Origin of the sequence: Anaerobiospirillum sp. NML120511 (assembly GCF_023050955.1) — a bacterium.
Classification (GTDB): domain Bacteria; phylum Pseudomonadota; class Gammaproteobacteria; order Enterobacterales; family Succinivibrionaceae; genus Anaerobiospirillum.
The window spans coordinates 21249-41550 of record NZ_JALKIK010000006.1; the positions used below are offsets into that span (position 1 = coordinate 21249).

The window sequence follows — 20302 nt, forward strand, 5'->3', positions numbered from 1 at the left end:
GACGGGTCACACTCAAAATATTACGTCCGATAAGGAGAGATACTTATGGCTTTGTACGTTAACACGAACGTCAGTTCCATCAATGCTCAAAGAAAGCTGAGCAATGCTACCTTAAACCTGAATGTATCATATCAGCGCCTCTCCTCTGGCCTGCGTATTAACTCAGCCAAGGACGACGCCGCAGGTTTACAGATTGCAGACCGACTGACCTCACAGATCAATGGTTTAAATCAGGGTAACCGTAACACCAATGATGGTATTGCCCTCGCCCAGACCATTGAAGGTGCCATGGACGAAACCACCAACATGCTCCAGCGCATCCGCGTGCTGGCTGTTCAGGCCGCCAACGGCACTAATTCTGAAGCTGACCGTAAGGCTATTCAGGAAGAGGTTACCCAGCTATCTGCTGAAATTTCCCGTATTGCAAGACAGACCACCTTTGCTGGTGAGCAGGTACTTGATGGCGCTGGTAAGGGTCTTATTCCGGCAGCAGGCAAACTCCTTACTTTCCAGGTAGGTGCAAATGCTGGCAATACCCTTGGTATGACCTTATCTCAGGGCTTCACTCTGAGCGCTATAGCTGGCGGTGCAAACGTTGATGTTCAGAAAAATAAGACTGACTTCTCTAAGACTGGCATTGTAATGACAGGTACAGGTACACCTGTAAGATTCTCTGTATCAACAGCTGCTACTGCTACCGGTACTCTTGCAAATATTGACAAGCTGATTCAGAACATCGATTCACACCGCGCAAACCTTGGTGCTTTACAAAATAGAATGGAGAGCACTATCCGCAACCAGGCAAATATCTCCGAGAATCAGTCTGATGCCCGTAGCCGCATAAGAGACACAGACTTCGCCTCTGAGACTGCAGCGCTTACTCAGAACAATATTATCCAGCAGGCATCTCAGTCAGTGCTGGCCCAGGCTAACCAGCGTCCTACCATCGCTCTGAGCCTGCTTGGCGGTTAATTCAGTTTCTACTCTATTTTTTCCTAATTAAGGCAGGGTTAATCCCTGCCTTTTTAATTTCTAAAACTGTTAATGTGACTGAATTGTTACATATTGCCTGGCATATCCCTTGCTCTATAAATTATTATAAGAATTATCTCAGGTCTGCATACTGACATCAGATGGTTACAGGCCGTAGTTGTTTGTATTGGACGGTTCACACTCAATTTCTTACGTCCAGTAAGGAGATGTACTTATGGCTTTGTACGTTAACACGAATGTCAGCTCAATTAATGCCCAGAGAAAGCTCAGTAATGCTACCTTAAGCCTGAATGTCTCATATCAGCGCCTCTCTTCCGGCCTGCGCATCAACTCCGCAAAGGATGACGCTGCCGGTTTACAGATCGCCGATCGACTGACATCGCAGATTAATGGTTTAAATCAGGGTAACCGCAACACCAATGACGGTATCGCTCTGGCCCAGACCATTGAAGGAGCCATGGACGAAACCACCAACATGCTCCAACGCATTCGTGTGCTTGCTGTTCAGTCTGCAAACGGCACTAACTCTGAGGCTGACCGTAAGGCTATTCAGGAAGAAGTAACTCAGTTATCTGCAGAAATCTCACGTATTGCCAGACAAACCACCTTTGGTGGTGAGCAGGTACTTGATGGCGCAGGTAAGGGCCTGATCCCGGCAAAAAATAAGTTGCTTACTTTCCAGGTTGGCGCCAATGCCGGCAATACTCTTGGTCTTACTTTATCTCAGGGCTTTACCCTGTGTGCAATTGCCAGCGGAGCCGGAGTAAAGGTTCAAACAACTAAGAATGACTATTCCAAGTCTGGCGTCATTATGACTGCTAATGGTCCAGTACGATTCTCTGTGTCAACAGCTGCCATTGCTACCGCAACATTAGCTAATATCGACAAGCTCATTCAGAACATCGACTCTCATCGAGCTAACCTGGGCGCAATCCAAAATCGTATGGAAAGCACCATTCGAAACCAGGCAAACATTTCAGAGAATCAGTCTGATGCCCGTAGCCGCATAAGAGACACAGATTTTGCCTCTGAGACTGCTTCGCTTACCCAGAACAACATTATTCAGCAGGCATCTCAGACTGTGCTTGCTCAGGCTAACCAGCGTCCTACCATTGCGCTGAACCTGCTCGGCGGTTAACAGTTCTTTCTTGTTTCTATATCTCTTTTCTTTTCTGTATTAAGGCGGGTTTCCCGCCTTTTTAATGCAATAAGGCGCAGCCAGGGGGCCCCGGCTGCGCCTTATCTTAATACTGTGCCTGTGGCGTGACTTGGTTGTCTTTGCCCGGACCAGAAACAAGGAAGCGGAACCTGAGGTAACCCCGGGTTCCGCTTCTCTTGTAGCTTTTAGGCCAGTCTGCTGCCTGACATCAGGCGGGGCAGACTTGTCTAACACAGCTCAGTCTGAATGACAGCGCGATTAGTAGAGTCTGGTACGACGTGCATTCTCGCGGGCCATCTTCTTGGCGTGACGCTTGATAGCAGAAGCCTTGGCACGCTTACGTACAGTAGTTGGCTTCTCATAGAACTCACGAGCTCTAACGTCTGCGAGGATACCTGCCTTTTCGCAAGAACGCTTGAAGCGTCTTAAGGCAACATCGAACGGCTCATTCTCACGTACTCTGATGACTGGCATGTGTAAAACCACCTTCCTTAAAAGTAAAGTTAAAATTTGACCCACCATGGGTCTGAAAGATTACCAGAATCAACCAATTGAGATACTGGAGATCGAAAAATTCGGGTTATTCTACTTGTTTAGCCGGTCAATGTAAAGTGATTTTTGCCCCTGAACCTCAGATAAATAAGGATTTTGTGCCTCGATTGTGCATGTCCGGTCCTGTAGCATTCAAATCTGTGGCAAAACAGCATGTAAACGACCTTCGTCTACGCATTACCTGTGCTTGTTTAACCATGCCGCCGGTGAGCACAGCTGGTGAATAATTCCCACTCTTTCACTGATCCATTATTCAGCCTGGCGGCCTTCTGGCTGGGCCTTCTGTGAAGTTATGCTCGATGGCCTGCTGGCTGGAACTGTTGGCATGTACGCTGGATAGCCTGCTGGCTGGAACTGCAGGCATGTATGCTGTATGACCCGTCAAAGCAACCTGGTACAACCTGGCAAATCCCGCCGCAATAAATAATGTTATTTTTCCCGCCGCCCCTACTTCTGAGAGCCTGTTCCTTGTATCAGGCAGTCAAGTTTACATGCCTTACAGATAATGACAGTTACAGCCGGCTAAATGGGTGCATTGTCCCTTGTCGGGATGAAAGAGGCCGAATGGCAGCTGTTAGTCTGAGCCTTATCGCAGTGGACAGTGGGGTGAGTGTGGCAGTTTTCGCTGGATTCCTGAGGGGACGGGCCGGGCATTTTTTGCAGCCTGTTTCGCAATGTCTGCATTCAGGGTGTATGCAAAGCAGTAGCAACGGTCACTGTCCTGTTTGCGCAGGCGCGCAGCTGTGGGAATTATAACCGCCGTTCAAAATAATGTGAGGGCTGTCTGGGCGGTGATTTTATCGGGCAGTGATGGTATTATTACTATGTTTGGCTGCAGTTTTTTAATGCATCCTCCGTCATTTCCGGCATGAGTCCATAGATGCCTTTTTGCAGGCCCTATGATCTCTGTTTTTTTGCCGGTTGTGGTGACTTAACTTATGTCTTTAAGGCTAGTTCTGGCCTGCCACTGCAGATGTTGCTGCTAATTGAGCAGGTACTGCTGTAATTGGTGCAAGTGCTGTTCACTATGAACCAAAGCTCTGCGTTATGAGCAAATGCTGTGCACTTTGAGCGAGAGCTTTGCGCTATGAGCACATGCTGTGCATTATGAGCAAGGCTGCTGCCCTGTGGTGATTAGAAGCCTGGAATGATGCTGATTATGCCCCTGTTTATCCCGGTTATGGCTGTGTCATATGGCACGGACGAGTACTGCTTTTGATTCCGGCAAGGACAGCCCCGGAATGGACAGGTATGGGCTTTTTTCTTTGGGACTGAGTCATAGTTCCTGCAGATACGCTGTTTTTCTGTATTTTGAGGTTAACCATGCTGGTACTGGGTATTGAAAGCTCCTGTGATGAAACAGGTGTTGCTGTTTATGATGACAAGAGAGGCCTGCTGGCCCACGCCATCCATACCCAGATACCTATCCACGCTCAGTATGGCGGTGTAGTGCCTGAGCTTGCAGGACGTGACCATGTAAAGCGTGTAGTACCTCTTATTCGCTCCGTTACCGGGCAGGCCGGCGTAACTTTAAAGGATCTCGATGCCATTGCCTACACAGCAGGCCCAGGTCTTATCGGTGCCCTGCTGGTTGGTGCCATGGAAGCACGATCTCTTGCCTTTGCCCTGAATATTCCAGCTGTACCAGTTCATCATATGGAAGGACATCTGCTGGCCCCCATGCTTGAAGATGAGGCCCCGTCCTTTCCTTTTGTCGCTCTGCTGGTATCAGGAGGTCACACCATGCTGATCCGCGTGTCAGCTCCGGGCTCATATGAAATTCTTGGTGAATCAGTTGACGACGCCGCCGGTGAGGCTTTTGACAAGACAGCCAAGCTGCTGGGACTGCCATATCCAGGCGGACCAAAGCTTGAGGCTCTGGCACGTGATGGCGACAGCAAGGCCTATAAGTTTCCTCGCCCTATGATTGACAGGCCAAACTGCGATTTCTCCTTTGCAGGTCTCAAGACCTCAGTACTCAATGCCGTGCATAAGAGCACTGACATTGAACATGACAAGGCAAGCATTGCCCGCTGCTTTGAAGATGCCGTAGCCGATACCCTGGTACACAAGTGTCAGCGTGCTCTTGATCAGGCTCAGATGAATACTCTGGTAGTTGCTGGCGGTGTCAGCGCCAACAGCACCATAAGAAACTCTCTTACAGCTCTTATGGAAAAGCGTAAAGGCAAAGTGTTCTTTGCCCGCAGAGAGTTCTGCACCGATAACGGCGCAATGATTGCCCTGGCCGGCATGCTGCGCTTCAAGGCTGGCGTTACCGCTGACCTGGGAGTCAATGTCTTCCCACGCTGGCACATTTCATCACTGCCACCGCTTTAATGACAGTTGTTGCTGATTCACCATCATGACCTGAGCTGATCTGGCTCATGCGTCAGCATTCGTGACAGATTATCTGGTCATTTGATTGATGACTCCCGGTACTTCCGGCTGTGCCGGTGCGGTAAGGAATTTTGAGTGCTGCTTAGCACGCTGAAGGTGTAGGGCAGTGCGGAATATGAATATGGACAAGATTTTAATTCAAGGCCTTGAGGTCAACGCCATCATTGGCATCTTGCCTCATGAGCGCGAATTTGAGCAACCTCTCAAGCTCGACATAACCCTGTTTTTACCCCTGCAGGGATGTGCCAGGAGCGGTGATTTATCACTCTCCATAAACTATGCAGAGGTATGCTCCAGGGTCACCACTTTCATCAGAGAGCGCAAGGCTGAGCTGATAGAAACTCTTGCTGAGGAAGTCTGTCAGTACATACTTAAAACTTTCAAGCCACAAGCTGTGACACTATCCATTATTAAAACCCGCGCCGTGGTTAATACCCAGGGCGTTGGTGTAGAGATAACCAGAAATAACGAGGACTAATGCATGGGCACTCAGGTTTATTTAGGCATAGGATCCAATCTGAACCGCGATAATGCCATCTTATTTGCCATCAAGAGGCTCGAGCCTCTGTTCAGCGACTTCAAGGTTTCACCAGTTTACGAGTCCAAGCCAGTACGCGAAGCTGAGCCTGACTATCTCAATCTTGTAGTAGGCGGCAAGACTGAGCTTGGCTTTGTTGAGCTCTATGAAGCCATTCAGGCTATTGAGGGTGATGCCGGCAGCGAGCTGATGATGCACAACTCAACCAACTTCGGCCTCAAGCACCGAATCGACATTGATATTCTGGTCTATGGCGAAGAGGTTGCTACTGAGCCTTGCAAGATTCCACGTCATGACATTCAGGACTATCCTTTCGTCACCACTCCTTTAAATGATATTGCCCCTGATCTGCGTCACCCTATTCTTGGTATGCAGGTAAGCGAAATATACGAGCAGATGGCTCCTCACATTCCTGAAAATCGCCAGGTAAAGCGTGTTGAGTTTGACTTCAACCGCCCTGCCCCTGACTGGAAGGAGGGTGGAAGAGCCTGAAATGCCACCTGCTGATCTGCTGTACAGCATGCACTTACAAGCATGGCAGATCAGGGCTCTGACTGACGCAGCCCGCGCAGATCAGAGCAAATTCGGACCTCACAAGGTCCGACAGGATTAAGGTTTTTCCACCGCTATCATCAGAACACATAAGGATGCTGCCAGCTTTATGCAGGCAGTAACATCAGTGTTGACTGATGATTCCCAAAATCTGGTTTCTCTATTTCCACATGCCCGCACTGTCATGGTTACAGCTGTCCTGAAACAGCCAGACCTGGCAGCTGCGGGCATGATCTTTTCAGCCTGCCAAAGCTCACCGCACTGGTCAAGCTGATCTGCATTCAGATGGCGCCGCATGACCCTGCCATACATGTTTTGCCCTCTGAACAGTGCCCTGGAAAGGAGCATACTTCGCCAGGACCTCGCTGTGGCAGGAGCCGCTGTGGCATGAAATCGCTGCGTCAGGAGCAAGGCGGCTGCAGGAGCCCTGCTGGTGCTGGTGCCGCAGGCTGTTTATGCTGGTTCTGGTGCCGTGGGTTGTTTGATGCTGGCTGTTTATGAGGATCGGGCCTGTGCTGCTCAACTGCGTTTTGTCCGCAGCTTAGAACTCAGTGAGTTTATGTCTTTGCAAAGTCCATTGGGTGTAGTGAGCATGGGAGTGTCTGTTGATATGCAGGTTTTGGAGCAGCAGCTAAGCGTCATGATGAGGTATATGCATTTTGACCTTTTGTGTGTCATTGCTGGGTAAATGAGAACATTTCGTCACCATGGCAGTCTAAAATGAGCTATTATCCTTTCCCTGTTCCCATACAGGGGAATAATTTCTCTCTCTAAGACCGTGCGCGGCAGCGCCTGTGGCAGTTTCTTTCCTGACAGTACTGTCCATATGTGCCGCCTGCGAGGCTGCCCTTTATGGACGCATCTACGCCATATCTGTCGTTCCTTTGCACAGTCATTTCATACAACCGTGCCATGGCACGGAATACAGAAAACATGCTTGTGAGTTCTTTGCTGGAAACACAGCTGAGAGACAGTTCAGTCAGCACACCATTTATAGGATGTAAGTAAGTGCCTATTACCCATATTGTCGTCCTTGCTTTGCTGCAGGGACTTACCGAGTTCCTTCCTGTTTCATCCAGTGCCCACCTCATTTTCCCAAGTCAGATTCTGGGCTGGGAAGACCAGGGACTTGCTTTTGACGTTGCCGTTCACCTTGGTACGCTGATGGCTGTAATCATTTACTACATCTCCGACCTTTCCCAGATCTTTACTCATACCCTCGAGTCCATTGTAAAGCGCCGCCATACCCCTTACAGCCGTGTAGGCTGGTTCATTGTCATTGCTACCATTCCGGCAGCTTTGGCTGGCCTGATGCTGGAGGAGTTCATTGGAACAGTAGCCCGCTCCATTCATGTAATTGCCTACACCACCATCGGTTTTGGTCTGCTTCTTGGTGTGGCCTCATACGTCAATCGCAAGTTCAACAGCCGTACTCTTGCCAATATGGAAACTGAGCGCCCAGATACTCTGCGTCACCTTACCCTTGGACAGGCTGTTATCATTGGCTTTGCTCAGGCCATTGCCATTATCCCAGGTACCTCACGCTCAGGTATTACCCTGACTGCAGGTCTGTTCCTTGGTCTTCGTCCTGAGGCTGCTGCCCGTTTCAGCTTCCTGCTCTCCATCCCTATCATTCTGGCTTCAGCACTTTACGAAGGCATCAAGCTCATCAATAATGAAACAGTGGGAGCCAACCCAATGGAGATGCTCATAGGCGCTGTTCTTTCCTTTATCTCCAGCCTGATTGTTATCTCCCTGTTCATGCGCTTCATTTCCAAGTCCGGCATGGCAGTATTTGTTATCTACCGTATCCTGCTCGGTGCTGCTCTGCTCTACTTCTGCGTATAAGCACTGAGCCACCACCAGGGGCAGCATTATCTTGAAGCTGCCCCTGCAGAAAAATCAGGGCTCCTGAACTTCATGTTCAGGAGCCCTGTTGCATTATGGGTTCCACAAAGCCTGCAGCCCCTTATCGCCTGTCGGCGCCAGGGGGCTGCCGCCAACCGCGCTGCCGCCAGCCGCGCTGCGGCATTGCGCTGCAGCGCGACGCAGCCTGGCATCAGTCGCGGGTGTGGAACTTGTCGTGATCGCAGTCATTGGTTGGCAGATAGTTGTGGTCGTTAAGCTCGCCCTCTGGCATGGTCTTCATGAACTCGGCAACCAGCTCAACACGGCGGCGGTGAATGGCCTTGCCAATCTCAGCACCACGCAGCCCCTGCTCAACGAAATGAGCTGCAGTAACCTCACGGCAGATTTCAAACATGCGAGCCAGGTACTCAGCACGTTCAAAGGTACGGCCCTCAAAGTCCTTACGGCCCAGGAAGTCGCATTTGCAACACACAATCCATGGGTGAATGCGCTCAGGACGGCGCCATGCGTCGAGATGATCGAGCAGACTTACTACGCCCTCAGGACCTTCACGGTAGAGGTGATGGATGAAAGAGTGGTAGTAGACCACGATGCGGGCAAAGTCATGGTACTCATTAGGCACCTTAAGACGATGGCACAGCTCCTCAAGAGGCTTTAAGCCATGGATGTTGTGATCCTTGTGATGAGGCCAGCACTCTGGAGGGGTAAGGCCCTTGCCGAGGTCATGACAGAGCATGGCAAAGCGTGCTACCGGGTCATCGGTCTCCCTTGCCACACGGTGCACGGTCATGGTGGTGTGTACCAGAGTATCAATCTCAGGATGCCAGCGCTTTGGACCAGGCACGCCTGAGAGTTTTTCCACCTCAGGAAGCACCTCACCCAGGGCTCCGGTGCAGTGGAGAATGTAGATAAAGACCTCAGGATTTGGAGTCTGCAGTGACTTTTGCAGCTCAATCCAGACACGCTCCGGAGTCAGAGTCTTAAGCTCACCAGATTCAGAGATACGGCGCATCATCTCCAGTGTTTCTTCGGCAATACGAAAGCCCAGAGAATGAAAGCGGGCAGCAAAACGGGCTACGCGCAGCACACGCAGCGGATCTTCAATAAAAGCCGGTGAAATATGGCGCAGAATCTTGTTCTTGAGATCCTCAACACCATGGTAAGGATCAATAAGATTGCCATCCTTGTCCTCGGCAATGGCATTGATAGTCAGATCACGGCGAATCAGATCTTCCTCAAGAGTAGTCTCAGGTGAGAAAGTAAAGGAAAAGCCCTTGTAGCCCTGACCATTTTTACGCTCAGTACGGGCCAGAGCATATTCTTCTTTGGTCTCAGGGTGTAAAAAAACGGGGAAGTCATTGCCCACCTGGTGATAACCAAGCTCGAGCATCTGCTCTACTGAGGCACCGGTAACCACATAGTCACGATCAGCACCCTCAATTCCCAGCAGCCTGTCACGTACGGCACCGCCTACCAGATAAATTTGCATTGTGCCCTCTCCTGCTCACAGCCTCGCCGGCCACTCCTGGCATGCCTCACGGCCCTCTCTTTCCATAATCCCCCGGGCCCATCAGCATCAGTACGCCACCTTGGCAACACCGTCTGCAAGTAACCGGCACATAAAAGCACGATATGGCTGTTACATATCCGAAAGCAGGACAAATTGCTGAAGCATCAGCTGACAGGCTGCCTGATCAGGCAGCTGCCAGGCCAGCTGCAGGTGCTGATGCTGCCGCAGCTGCTCGGCGCAGCCTGATCTGCTGCTCTGCGCTGACTTCATAAAGCCGTAAAGACAAGAGCCATGTAAGGCAAGGAAAGAAAAGACAGTCAGGCATGCAACCGGAACTGCCAGAAAAGCTTAAATTACACACTGTCTCCGGTATCCCCTTGTTCAATGGCAAAGGACCGGGACACAAACAACACATTAATGATGGTTTGATTATACCCAAAGAACGTTTTTCAGGCACCTGCATGCTATGCAGCGCACTGACTGTTTAGGCCATATGACCACTATTATCATCAGCTACAGCACAGTATATGGACTAATGTGGTGCACAGTATCGCCCCCTGTCCCACTCACTCATGCTAATCACAGCCAGTACTTGTGCCAGAGCCAAAGCCAAATCCTTAAAGAACAGCGAGGTGACCGGTCTGAAGGAGCGGGCAGAAAGTCTGACCTGTACAGATAATACCTGAATCATGATCAATCATAACTCTGACTGGAGCCACAGTACGATACTGCTATTGAGCAGCTGGCCAGGATCCGGATGCTGGCCATACAGGCTGGATTGACAGCTGGCAGGACAAGCCCGACTGGCTGCTGGCCGGACAGGCTGGATTAGCTGCTGTACGGACAAACCAGGTTGGCTGCTGGCCGGACTGGCTGGATTAGCTGCTGTACGGACAAGCCCGATTGGCTGCTGGCCGGACAGGCTGGATTAGCTGCTGTGCTGGCAAGCCTGAGTGGCTGCTGGCCGGACAGGCTGGATTAGCTTCTGTACGGACAAACCAGGTTGGCTGCCGGCCGGACAGGCTGGACTTGCTGTGGCAGGCAGGCCGGTCAGCAAGACAGGGCGGACCGGTCCTGAGAACAGGAGGGGCGGTGCCGGTCGGTTTGTTTTGTGGAGCTCTTAAAGCACAACAGCGCTTCCCGTTGCCAGGAAACGCTGTTGGCGGGCACCTGAGGTGCCAGAGTATTTACAGTCAGCCATATGGTCGGTCCCTTGCCAGGCAGGAACGAGCATAGTTATGCTGGTTCTGCCCGGCGGGGATAGCCAGTCATGCTGCCCTGAAGAGGCGGCTGACTGGCGGGCGTGGTGACTGATTAACTGAGCTTCGGCTTAGTGGCCCATGACAGGAAGAGCCGGGGCTGCCCCCTCAGCGCCTTGCTTTAAGGCTGAGCCCATTTCGTGAGCGTGATGAATATCGCCAGATACTATGAGACCGGAATCGATCATAACCTGAGTCATTTCAGGAAGGATGAACCAGGTGCCGATTAAGCCAACAATAGTCAGAACAATGGTATATGGCAGAGCCATCCACATCATACGTACATAGTTCAGACGGATAAGCGGAGCCAGAGCGGAGGTTAATAAAAACAGGAATGCAGCCTGACCGTTAGGGGTGGCAACGGATGGCAGGTTGGTACCGGCATTAATGGCGATGGCCAGGTGATCGAAGTGCTCACCGGTAATAACGCCGTTTAACATGGCAGCGTAAACTTCCTGGATGTAGATGGTAGCAACGAATACGTTGTCAGAAACAGCAGAAAGAATACCATTGGCAATATAGAAAATAGGCAGCTGTACTGATGGATCAGTGGACAGTACCCAGTTGATTAATGGCTTGAAGAGCTCCTGCTGGGAGATTACGGTAACTACGGTGAAGAATACGCATAACAGGGCGCAGAATGGCAGAGACTCAGTGAAGGACTTGCCGATTTCTTCTTCAGAGGTAACACCGCATAAGCCGGTGGCCAGAACGATAATTGACAGACCGATTAAGCCTACGGCAGCAAGGTGCAGAGCAAGACCGATTACCAGCCAGATGCAGCACAGCAGCTGGATGATAAGACGGATGCGGTCACGACGGCTTAAGTTCTCGGAGGCGTGCTGATCCTGCTCAACGAGCATCTTGTGTACGGACTCCGGCATGGCAACACCAAAGCCAAAGATCCTGGTCTTCTCAAGAACAAAGCAGGTGGCAAAGCCGAAGATAACTACAGGCAGGGAAACAGGAGATACACGTACGGCAAATTCAACGAACTGCCAGTTGGCAATGTTACCGATAATGATGTTCTGAGGCTCACCTACAATGGTACATACACCACCGATAGCGGTACCAACAGCTGCGTGCATGAGGATAGAACGCAGGAAAGCACGGAACTGCTCGAGGTCGGCCTTGTACTCATCCTTGACGTAGTTGTCATTGCCAAGACGGGCAGTGGCGGCATCACCTGAAACCAGATCATGGTAGTAACGGTATACGCCCATGCTGATGGTGATAATAACGGCCAGCACAGTCAGAGCATCAAGGAAGGCTGACAGGAAAGCTCCAAGGAAGGAGAAAATCATGGCCAGTGATACGTGAGAGCGTACCTTTACCATGAGCTTGGTGAAGGTGAAAAGCAGCACGTCACGTACGAAGTGAATACCTGCCACCATGAACATCAGCAGCAGAATTACTTCAAGGTTGGCACTGATTTCATGGCGCACGTTTTCCATGTCGCACAGGCCAATGGCTGCAGCTTCAATGGCAAGGAAGCCACCTGGAATGAGCGGATAGCAGTTAAGCGCCATCGCCAGGGTGAAAATGAACTCAGCAACCAGAACCCAGCCGGCAAGTACCGGAGAGATCATGGCCAGAACAGGGTTGATGATAAGACAGGCAACAATAAATATCTTATACCAGCCTGGTGCGGTGCCCATAAAGTTAAGGGCAAAAGCCTTACTGTAAGTAATTTGCGGCATAGCATCCACTCGTTTAAATAACCAAACCACGGAACCTTGCGGCCCCCGCCCGGCACTTTTTACTTGCCAGTCAGATCCTGCTGTTACCTGCAGCGCAGGCCACTTCAGGATAAGACACACATAACTGCAAGCATGTGAAAAGTGCAGAGCTAAAACACCCAAACAACGGCCCTGACCACAACCACCGGCACGGCCATCTCCATTAATGCCCGGGGGCACGCGCCCCGGCCATCAGATTGCTCCATGACAAACGGCCTGCCTTGCAAAAACAGATACAGATCGGCATAAGCTGGCAAGCAGAGAGACAACCTGCAGCCTCACAGCATTTAACTGTGCAATAAGCATGAGATAAAAGCATGAGACTGCTGCACAGTGAAAGGTTCACAGGCAGCCCGGGCAGCGCCACGATGCTTCTCAACTGCTTTGGGGACAGACAGATAAAGATTAAGGCGGGGTTGCAGCAGACTGTTACTGCTGACATCAAGACAGATCCGGCATCCCCGGCATACAGCATGGGTCACCCGGCCTGAGGCCGGTCAAGTCCAGCCACATCCGGGCTTATCTGCATGTATCCGGGCTTGTCCTGCCATATTCAGGTGCCCGACCTGGAGCCGGGCTGACCTGATATTCAGCCGGCATTCACCGGCAGTCAAATCGTCTCTGGTGCTCTCCTGAGGTATCAGTTCGGAAAAGCGAGCATTATCCTTTTGTCTGGCCTGATTGCTGGAAGCTGCGGCATGGCACCGCTCAGTTCCGGCCCTGACGACTCCTTTAATGGGAAATGCAAGGAGTCGGGCTGACTCAGCCCCGTGCAACACGGGGATAAGATTTTGCCCTGTACATGGCTGCGCCATACCAGGAGCACTTATGCGGCTAATACCGCTCAGCCAGGGCTGACCTGACATGGGGCCGGACATTCTCAATGAAAGACAGCTGCTCTGTGGCTGCCTGAAAGCAGCTCACAGTCCCCATGGTTCAGGTCATGTTACTGACTCCACCTGGCAACAGTCCCTGGTTGCGTGGCATCAAATGCATCCGTAATCATGGCACTGCAGCCTGCTGCTGAAAGTTCAGCTGCTGTGACATGTCAGCCATACTGGAAACTGCATGGAGCACCTGAAGATTACGTATGCACTGGACGCATTTGCAGGCCGTGCCCTTTGCAGGGCACAGCCCGGAACAGGTTGTCAGGGGAGTCAGGACAATAATCCCAAAAGGTAACGTTAAGATAAGCGCATATTAATTAGCCGCCCAGAATTTATAAGCCACCTTTAATAAATAGCGTACAGTTCTGCACGGAAAATTATCGTTACCTGAAATTCATTATATGCGTGGCTTTTTTTCACGCTGTGATGTATTGCAAGTTCCTGGCAAAAGACTGCAAAAAAAACAGCCTTACGGTCCTGTACGGTCACAAAAATCCTGGATTTTCACCAGAAAAGACCAGACAGGACAGTACGCAGACGGCTGTCTGCGTGTCAGAAGCTGCAATAAGGCACACAATGACTTATTAATACACATCTTTGTGACTTTGCGTGCATAAGCATGTGCAGCATGTGCCTGCTCCCTGCAGCACACAAAAACGCTGCAGGAACAAAAGGCGATAAAAGCCCTGCCGTACCCTGTTTTTCGTCCGGGGCAGCATGACTTTCACCTGCAAGAGACGGCCCTGTGCCGCTCAACGCACGATAAAATAACACAAGAGCCGAAATGGCGCACTGTTTTTGCGCCAAAAGTAACGCAAAAACACTCAAAAATTGATTCCAATCACCACTTTCAGGCCCAAAAGTGCTCCAAAACCACCTCAAAACCCCTAAATATAGCTATAAAGCCATCTGAAGACCTGGCGACTTAGCTGTTCTGACCACCAGCTCCTCTAACGAAGCCGGTATTCCTGACAGAGCCCACAGTCATAACGCACAGACAGGACATGACATGACAGGACAGGACATGACATTTCATGGCTCCGCTGGCTACTGTAACTGCTGGATTTGCAGGAGCATGCAAATTGAGCTTTTCCTCTTAGGCGACTGCAGCAATCTCAGCTACCCACGTATGGAGTAATGCTATGCGCCCATGGCCGGTCCCAGGTGCACGGCCTTCGCAGTACCATATGATATTTTCAGCTCGCATTTATCCATGTCCATCCGGATAGCGCACATCAGGCCGGTGCGCCTGCGGGCCGCCGGTTGGCCCCTCTGGCTGTAGTGCATTGATGGCCGCCGGTTGGCCCCTCTGGCTGGTGTGCATTGATGGCCGACGGTTGGCACCTCTGGCTGGAGTGCATTGAGGGGGCAACTTATGACGCGCCTCAGTCAGGTGCGCGCCAGCGTGCCATCGGGTGGCGCCTTTGAGGTCTGAGTGCTCAAAATTGTGGGCATCAGATGACGGGTTACAGGGCTGAAACGAAAAATCGCAGGTTGCTGCGCCTGAGCGCGGCTTCCTGCGATTTGTCTTTATGGTGCCCGCTGATGCGGGCTGGCCCGGTGAGTATCCATCCTGGCTGCGGTCAGGTCTGCAATGGCTGACTGACCGCGCCGGACTTGAACTCCAGAGCTCAGGCTTAGAAGATTGGAGCAATCACGAAGCCCAGAGCTACAGAGATGAAGATACTAAGTATGCAAGGCAATAACATGGAGTGGTTGAAGATGTACTTGCCGATGCGGGTTGAGCCGGTGTCGTCCATCTGTACAGCACCCAGTAAGGTTGGGTAGGTTGGCAGAATGAACAGACCGGAAACAGCAGCGAAGGAAGCAACCAGAATGTAGGCCTGATCTGGAGCGGCATCAATACCCAGAGCTACGATAACTACTGGAATCAGAGCCTTGGCTGTAGCAGCCTGTGAGTATAACAGTGCTGAGATGAAGAACAGCACGATGGACAGAACGCCTGGGTAGACGGAGATGATGTCCTTGGAGAAGGCCTGGATCTGATCGCTGTAACCGGCAACGAAAGTGTTACCCAGCCATGCTACACCCAGCACACAGATACAGGCAGTCATACCTGACTTGAAAGTTGGGGTATCAGCCAGTTCACCGGTGTTGAGCTTGCACTTCATAACAATGAAAGTGGCAATCAGCAGCATGAAGGACATGATGGCGCCGTCACGGGCAAGCTTTAATGGCTCTAAAACAGCCAGCAGTGCTGAGGAGATGATGCTGCCGCCATCTGCTATGTTAGCCTGGAGGTACTGAGTAAATGGTACACGGATAACGTCAGAGATTAAGGTGGCATACAGAACTACAAAGAGCACGCCGGTTAAGAAGATCATCACGGCACTCTTGGCGGTCTCAGGCAGCTCTGAACGCTCCCTGGCACCAACAGGGGCAGTCAGACCAGCCTCTACACGATCACGGTAGACAGGGTCATCAGAGAGCTTGCCCTTGTTAAAGAAGGTGGACATGATGAAAGCAGCAATCATACAGCCTGCGTAGGTGGTAACCAGCCATACCAGTAATAAGGCAGGGTAGGACCAGCCATATGGCTCGAGTACACCGGTCATGTAAACTACGGCAGCAGATACAGGGGAAGCAGTAATGGCTACCTGGCCTGATACTACGGCAATTGATAAAGGACCGGCAGGCTTGATGTCCTGCTCCTTGGCAACTTCCACGATTACAGGAATCATGGCAAAGGCAGTGTGACCGGTACCGGCCAGAATGGTCAGCACGTAGGTAACTGTAGGCGCAAGGAAGTTAATGTATTTTGGATTGTTTCTCAGAATCCTTTCAGCGATGCGTACCATGTAATCAAGGCCGCCTGCCTTCTGCAGAGCGGTAATGGCAGCAATAACTGACATAATGATGAGAATAACGTCGGTAGGGATGGCACCGGCATTCATTCCCAGGAATACGGTGAGAATGATGACACCAAGACCACCTGTATAGCCAATGGCCATACCGCCCAGGCGAATACCCATGAAGATAACGCCAAAGAGCACCAGCAGGCGCAGAATAAGCAACAGATCCATAGATTCTCCTTAGCCACTTGCGTGGCCAGCCTGATTTGATCCGGACCGCAGTGCTATCACGCCTTTCATCTCATCAAAGCAACTGCACTCAAGACACTGCGGTCAAAGATGCTGAAAAACAGCCTGACCGGAGATACTTGAAAACAGGAAGCTTTACTGTGCCGGTGGCACGTTCAGTTGAGGTGAATGACCAGCGTTCATCTGTCATGGATGACTGGCGGACAGTGATATCAGTTGCGGCAGAAAATCAGACTGCAATGGATTTAATATCGGCAACAAAGAAAAACAGCTCTTATTTATAAAGGCTCAACAATGGGAGCTCACTGCCATCTAAAAACAGTCAGCTTCACAGCTCCCTGCATCAGCCCCTCAGGAACAGCAAATATCCCTGCCCGGCTGGAAGGTTGATTCCACCACTGCCAGCCGGGGCCGGCAAACTGATGCGCCCTGCGTCAAAGTGACCAGCGCAGCAGGAATTTACCTGCGCTCATATGGTCTTTGACTATGCTGACGGCCCTGACAGCGTACAGCTGGCATGTGAAACAGCTGAGTATCAGCTGGTCCGGTCAGCAGCCTGCTGTCCCTGAGCTTGGGGAAACAGCTGGCTTAAACCTGTATTACGCAGCCCGTGCTGCGCTCCTTAGTAAATATCTGCAAGAGCAGACTCTGTCTGCAAGGGCAGTCCCTTTGTACATTAGCTTGCGGCTGCACAGCTGCACCGCTGTGGGGTGCGGCTGTACATCTGCGGCGCTTTGGGTTGTGGCTGCGCCACATCTGGTTGTGCCTGCGCCACATCTGGTTGCGGCTGCATTCGTTTGCAGCAGCCTGCATATGACTGCAGGATATACCTGCATCTGGAATTCTGGCTGGCTGGATACTCCAGCTCAACTTGGGTCTGAGCAGCATGGTTCATCAAAGCTTCGGCTCAACCTCCCGGAGGTGGCGGCTGTGATGACAATAAAGAACACCCTCTGTGAACATCAATTTTGACAGCCTGGATTGTTGCGTGGCACATAGCTTATGGCACAGGTATGGCTGTGGTTTGCTGCAACCTGCATAGCAGGTCGTTCAAACCTTTCCCTCAAAGAACCATCAATGGCTAAAAAGGCAAGAGCAAAAAATCACTCCTGCCCTGGCTTTTCTTTGTTGGAATTTTCAGCACCGGTTAAAGTGCTGTCTGTTGATGTCCCCTGGTGGGGTGATGTTTATCCTGCATCAGGGAGGATACCCTGGAAAATCCGGTGAAACTGAGCTGCCCAGGCGGCCTTTTGCTCTTACGGACTTTAAGTCCGTGGCCCTGATCCTGACCTGCTCTTTTCCTTTCTGCGCTGCAGGCTCAGTCCTGACAGGACAGCCTGTGCAGATTTAAGGACAATCACCTCTTTTTCCTGTATGGAGAGATGTCAGCAAGGGCTGCTCATGCTCTCCTGCCTTGCCGGATAATGAAATCTGCCCCTGGAGTCTTACCTGTTACTGCGCTCCGTTACAGACCTCAGTGGTCCGGTCTTGCGACCTGTTTAAACCATATGGCCTTGCAGGTCTGTTATATTTCGGAAATAATCCGGATGAGAAATCGGGATGGCCGTCTTAGCGGCCATCAGTAAGCAGCAGCGGCCTCAGGCACGCATGACTGCACAAAAGAACATCCCTGACTTCCGGATCCGTGCTGCCGACAGACGCGCCCGTGTCACCGGTGTTATTCAGGGGGCAGCCTGCAGACATCCGGTCTGCGGTTCTGCCACTGTCAGGCATGCTGACAGTATATAAAACTGCATATAAAGCATTTTATGTCTTATGCAGTGCTGGACCTGATGTCAGGTCCAGGGCAGCGGTGCGGCGCGTTGCCCGGTTACCGCTGCTGTTATGGAAAGGCCTTTGCTCACGCATCTGCCTTGCCAGCTGAAAGAGCCTTACTCCTTCTTGGCGAAGTGGGCACGTGACTCGGCGGACAGCTCAGGCTGTAACATGTTCTTAGGGCTTAAGAGCTCATCGAGCTGCTCAGCGCTTAACAGGCCACGCTCCAGAGCAATGTCGCGGACACGCTTGCCGGTCTCAAGGGCTTCCTTGGCGATGGAGGCGGAGTTCTCATAGCCAATGTATGGGTTCAGAGCGGTAACGATACCAATGGAGTTCATTACGAAGTCCAGACATACCTTGTCATTGGTGGTGATACCGTCAACGCACTTGGTGGCCAGAGTACGGCAGGCACGGTCGAGCATCTTGATGGACTTGAAGATCTCGTAGGCGATAGCTGGCTCCATTACGTTGAGCTGGAGCTGGCCGGCCTCAGAGGCAAAGCTTACGGCTACGTCAGCGCCGATTACGTGATAGCAGACCTGGTTTACAACCTCAGGAATAACCGGGTTGACCTTGCCTGGCATAATGGAAGAGCCTGGCTGCATCTTAGGCAGGTTGATTTCGTTAAGACCGCAGCGTGGGCCGGAACCTAATAAGCGCAGATCGTTACAGGTCTTGGACAGCTTGATGGCCATACGCTTTAACACGCCCATTACCTGAACATAGCCTGAGCAGTCAGGGGTAGCAGCAACGAGGTCACAGGAAGAAACAAACTTGTCGCCGGTGATCTCGGATAAATGCTTAACTACCAGACGTGAGAAATCAGGGTGAGCATTAATACCGGTGCCGATAGCAGTACCACCGAGGTTGACTTCCAGCATCAGCTGACGGGCTTCCTCAAGACGGGAGAGGTCCTCATCGAGCATGGTTACGAAAGCGTGGAATTCCTGACCTACGGTCATTGGTACGGCGTCCTGCAGCTGGGTACGGCCCATCTTGATGACGTCCTTGAACTCCTCAGCCTTACGGGAGAAGGAGTCGCGTAATACCTTGATGCCTTCAAAGAGCTGCTCAATGTAATCGTAGATGGCGATCTTCAGAGCAGTTGGGTAAGAGTCATTGGTTGACTGAGAAAGGTTGACATGGTCATTTGGGTGAAGGAACTCGTACTCGCCCTTCTTGTGGCCCATCAGAGTCAGACCGATGTTGGCAATGACTTCATTGGAGTTCATGTTGGTAGAAGTACCGGCGCCACCCTGGAGCATATCTACCACAAACTGGTCGTTGTACTTGCCGGTGAGGATCTCATCACAGGCTTTACAGATGAAGTCGCACTTTTCCTTATCGAGGAGGCTTAACTCGTGATTGGTGAGGGCACAGGCCTTCTTAACCTTGGCATAACCGTAAATAAAGGCTGGATAGTCCTTTAAATGCTCGTCGGTAATGTCAAAGTTCTGCTTGGCGCGGAAAGTCTGAACACCATAGTAAACGTCATCTGCAATTTCCAGTTCACCGATGAAATCGTGTTCTTTGCGCATGGAAAAACCTCCAAAACAATCTCAGCTAACAAAAAAACTCTGTCTGCCCTGCCCCTGTCATTGCCTCCAACAAAGAAAATAAATGGCAATCACTGATAGCGACAGGTTCAGCCCTGCTTTCTGATCCATCCCGTCAGGTTCATGAAAAGGAACTTGCCGAAAGCGTCAGGACCTCAGTGCAGGGTACGGCAGACAGATAACAGCTGTCTGAATCTTACAGAGCAGGAGCTCTGTAATATGTACAAGCCTGCTCAGACGGCTATATAAACTTTAACTAATCACACAGACTGCCGCAGTGGTAGTTTGAGGCATTATGTATATGCCGTATCACCGCTGACGATCAGTACCAGAGGAGATATATAGAAATGCAGCTCAGGTATTCTGATATGGCAACAGCCCTGATGACTTGCGGAAATCCTGTGGTGGCTGCAGCCTGTCCATCCAGGTCCTGTAAAGGAGCTTTCTGGT

At 51.3% G+C, this 20302-nt stretch carries 13 protein-coding genes; 8 read left to right on the forward strand and 5 right to left on the reverse strand.

Annotated features, from left to right (window positions below; all coding sequences use genetic code 11):
• Positions 1 to 45: 45 nt before the first annotated feature.
• On the forward strand, positions 46 to 972 hold the full coding sequence (locus tag MXE39_RS02880; RefSeq protein WP_246978183.1) for a flagellin: 927 nt from the start codon (positions 46 to 48) through the stop codon (positions 970 to 972).
• 235 nt (positions 973 to 1207) lie between these two features.
• Positions 1208 to 2131, forward strand: coding sequence for a flagellin (locus MXE39_RS02885; RefSeq protein WP_246978184.1), 924 nt, complete (start codon positions 1208 to 1210; stop codon positions 2129 to 2131).
• A 279-nt stretch (positions 2132 to 2410) separates the two neighbouring features.
• On the opposite strand, the gene rpsU is transcribed toward MXE39_RS02885, so the two are convergent.
• Positions 2411 to 2626, reverse strand: a complete 216-nt coding sequence (gene rpsU, locus MXE39_RS02890; protein ID WP_113744729.1) for a 30S ribosomal protein S21 — start codon at positions 2624 to 2626, stop codon at positions 2411 to 2413.
• A gap of 1401 nt (positions 2627 to 4027) precedes the next feature.
• Here rpsU and tsaD point away from each other — a divergent pair.
• The 5 genes from tsaD (at position 4028) to MXE39_RS02915 (ending at position 8039) form a co-directional block, all read left to right on the forward strand.
• Positions 4028 to 5041: a tRNA (adenosine(37)-N6)-threonylcarbamoyltransferase complex transferase subunit TsaD gene (tsaD, locus tag MXE39_RS02895; RefSeq protein ID WP_246978185.1), complete on the forward strand. Its 1014-nt coding sequence runs from the start codon at positions 4028 to 4030 to the stop codon at positions 5039 to 5041.
• Between the two features lie 181 nt (positions 5042 to 5222).
• Positions 5223 to 5579 (forward strand): dihydroneopterin aldolase, encoded by a 357-nt coding sequence (gene folB / locus MXE39_RS02900; RefSeq protein ID WP_246978186.1) that lies wholly within the window; start codon positions 5223 to 5225, stop codon positions 5577 to 5579.
• A 3-nt stretch (positions 5580 to 5582) separates the two neighbouring features.
• Positions 5583 to 6131, forward strand: a complete 549-nt coding sequence (gene folK, locus MXE39_RS02905; protein WP_246978187.1) for a 2-amino-4-hydroxy-6-hydroxymethyldihydropteridine diphosphokinase — start codon at positions 5583 to 5585, stop codon at positions 6129 to 6131.
• A 493-nt stretch (positions 6132 to 6624) separates the two neighbouring features.
• The gene (locus tag MXE39_RS02910; RefSeq protein WP_246978188.1) at positions 6625 to 6879 is read left to right on the forward strand and encodes a hypothetical protein; all 255 of its coding nucleotides are present in this window, start codon (positions 6625 to 6627) and stop codon (positions 6877 to 6879) included.
• 320 nt (positions 6880 to 7199) lie between these two features.
• Positions 7200 to 8039, forward strand: coding sequence for an undecaprenyl-diphosphate phosphatase (locus MXE39_RS02915; protein WP_246978189.1), 840 nt, complete (start codon positions 7200 to 7202; stop codon positions 8037 to 8039).
• Positions 8040 to 8250: 211 nt separating this feature from the next.
• Here MXE39_RS02915 and MXE39_RS02920 read toward each other — a convergent pair whose 3' ends face one another.
• The 3 genes from MXE39_RS02920 to MXE39_RS02930 form a co-directional block, all read right to left on the reverse strand.
• The gene (locus MXE39_RS02920; RefSeq protein ID WP_246978190.1) at positions 8251 to 9549 is read right to left on the reverse strand and encodes a multifunctional CCA addition/repair protein; all 1299 of its coding nucleotides are present in this window, start codon (positions 9547 to 9549) and stop codon (positions 8251 to 8253) included.
• Positions 9550 to 10900: 1351 nt separating this feature from the next.
• The gene (gene nhaB / locus MXE39_RS02925) at positions 10901 to 12529 is read right to left on the reverse strand and encodes a sodium/proton antiporter NhaB (protein WP_246978191.1); all 1629 of its coding nucleotides are present in this window, start codon (positions 12527 to 12529) and stop codon (positions 10901 to 10903) included.
• Positions 12530 to 15092: 2563 nt separating this feature from the next.
• On the reverse strand, positions 15093 to 16490 hold the full coding sequence (locus tag MXE39_RS02930) for an anaerobic C4-dicarboxylate transporter (RefSeq protein WP_246978208.1): 1398 nt from the start codon (positions 16488 to 16490) through the stop codon (positions 15093 to 15095).
• 1029 nt (positions 16491 to 17519) lie between these two features.
• Here MXE39_RS02930 and MXE39_RS02935 point away from each other — a divergent pair.
• Positions 17520 to 17744 (forward strand): hypothetical protein, encoded by a 225-nt coding sequence (locus MXE39_RS02935; RefSeq protein ID WP_247073765.1) that lies wholly within the window; start codon positions 17520 to 17522, stop codon positions 17742 to 17744.
• 665 nt (positions 17745 to 18409) lie between these two features.
• Here MXE39_RS02935 and aspA read toward each other — a convergent pair.
• Positions 18410 to 19834, reverse strand: coding sequence for an aspartate ammonia-lyase (gene aspA / locus MXE39_RS02940; RefSeq protein ID WP_246978192.1), 1425 nt, complete (start codon positions 19832 to 19834; stop codon positions 18410 to 18412).
• Positions 19835 to 20302: the final 468 nt, after the last annotated feature.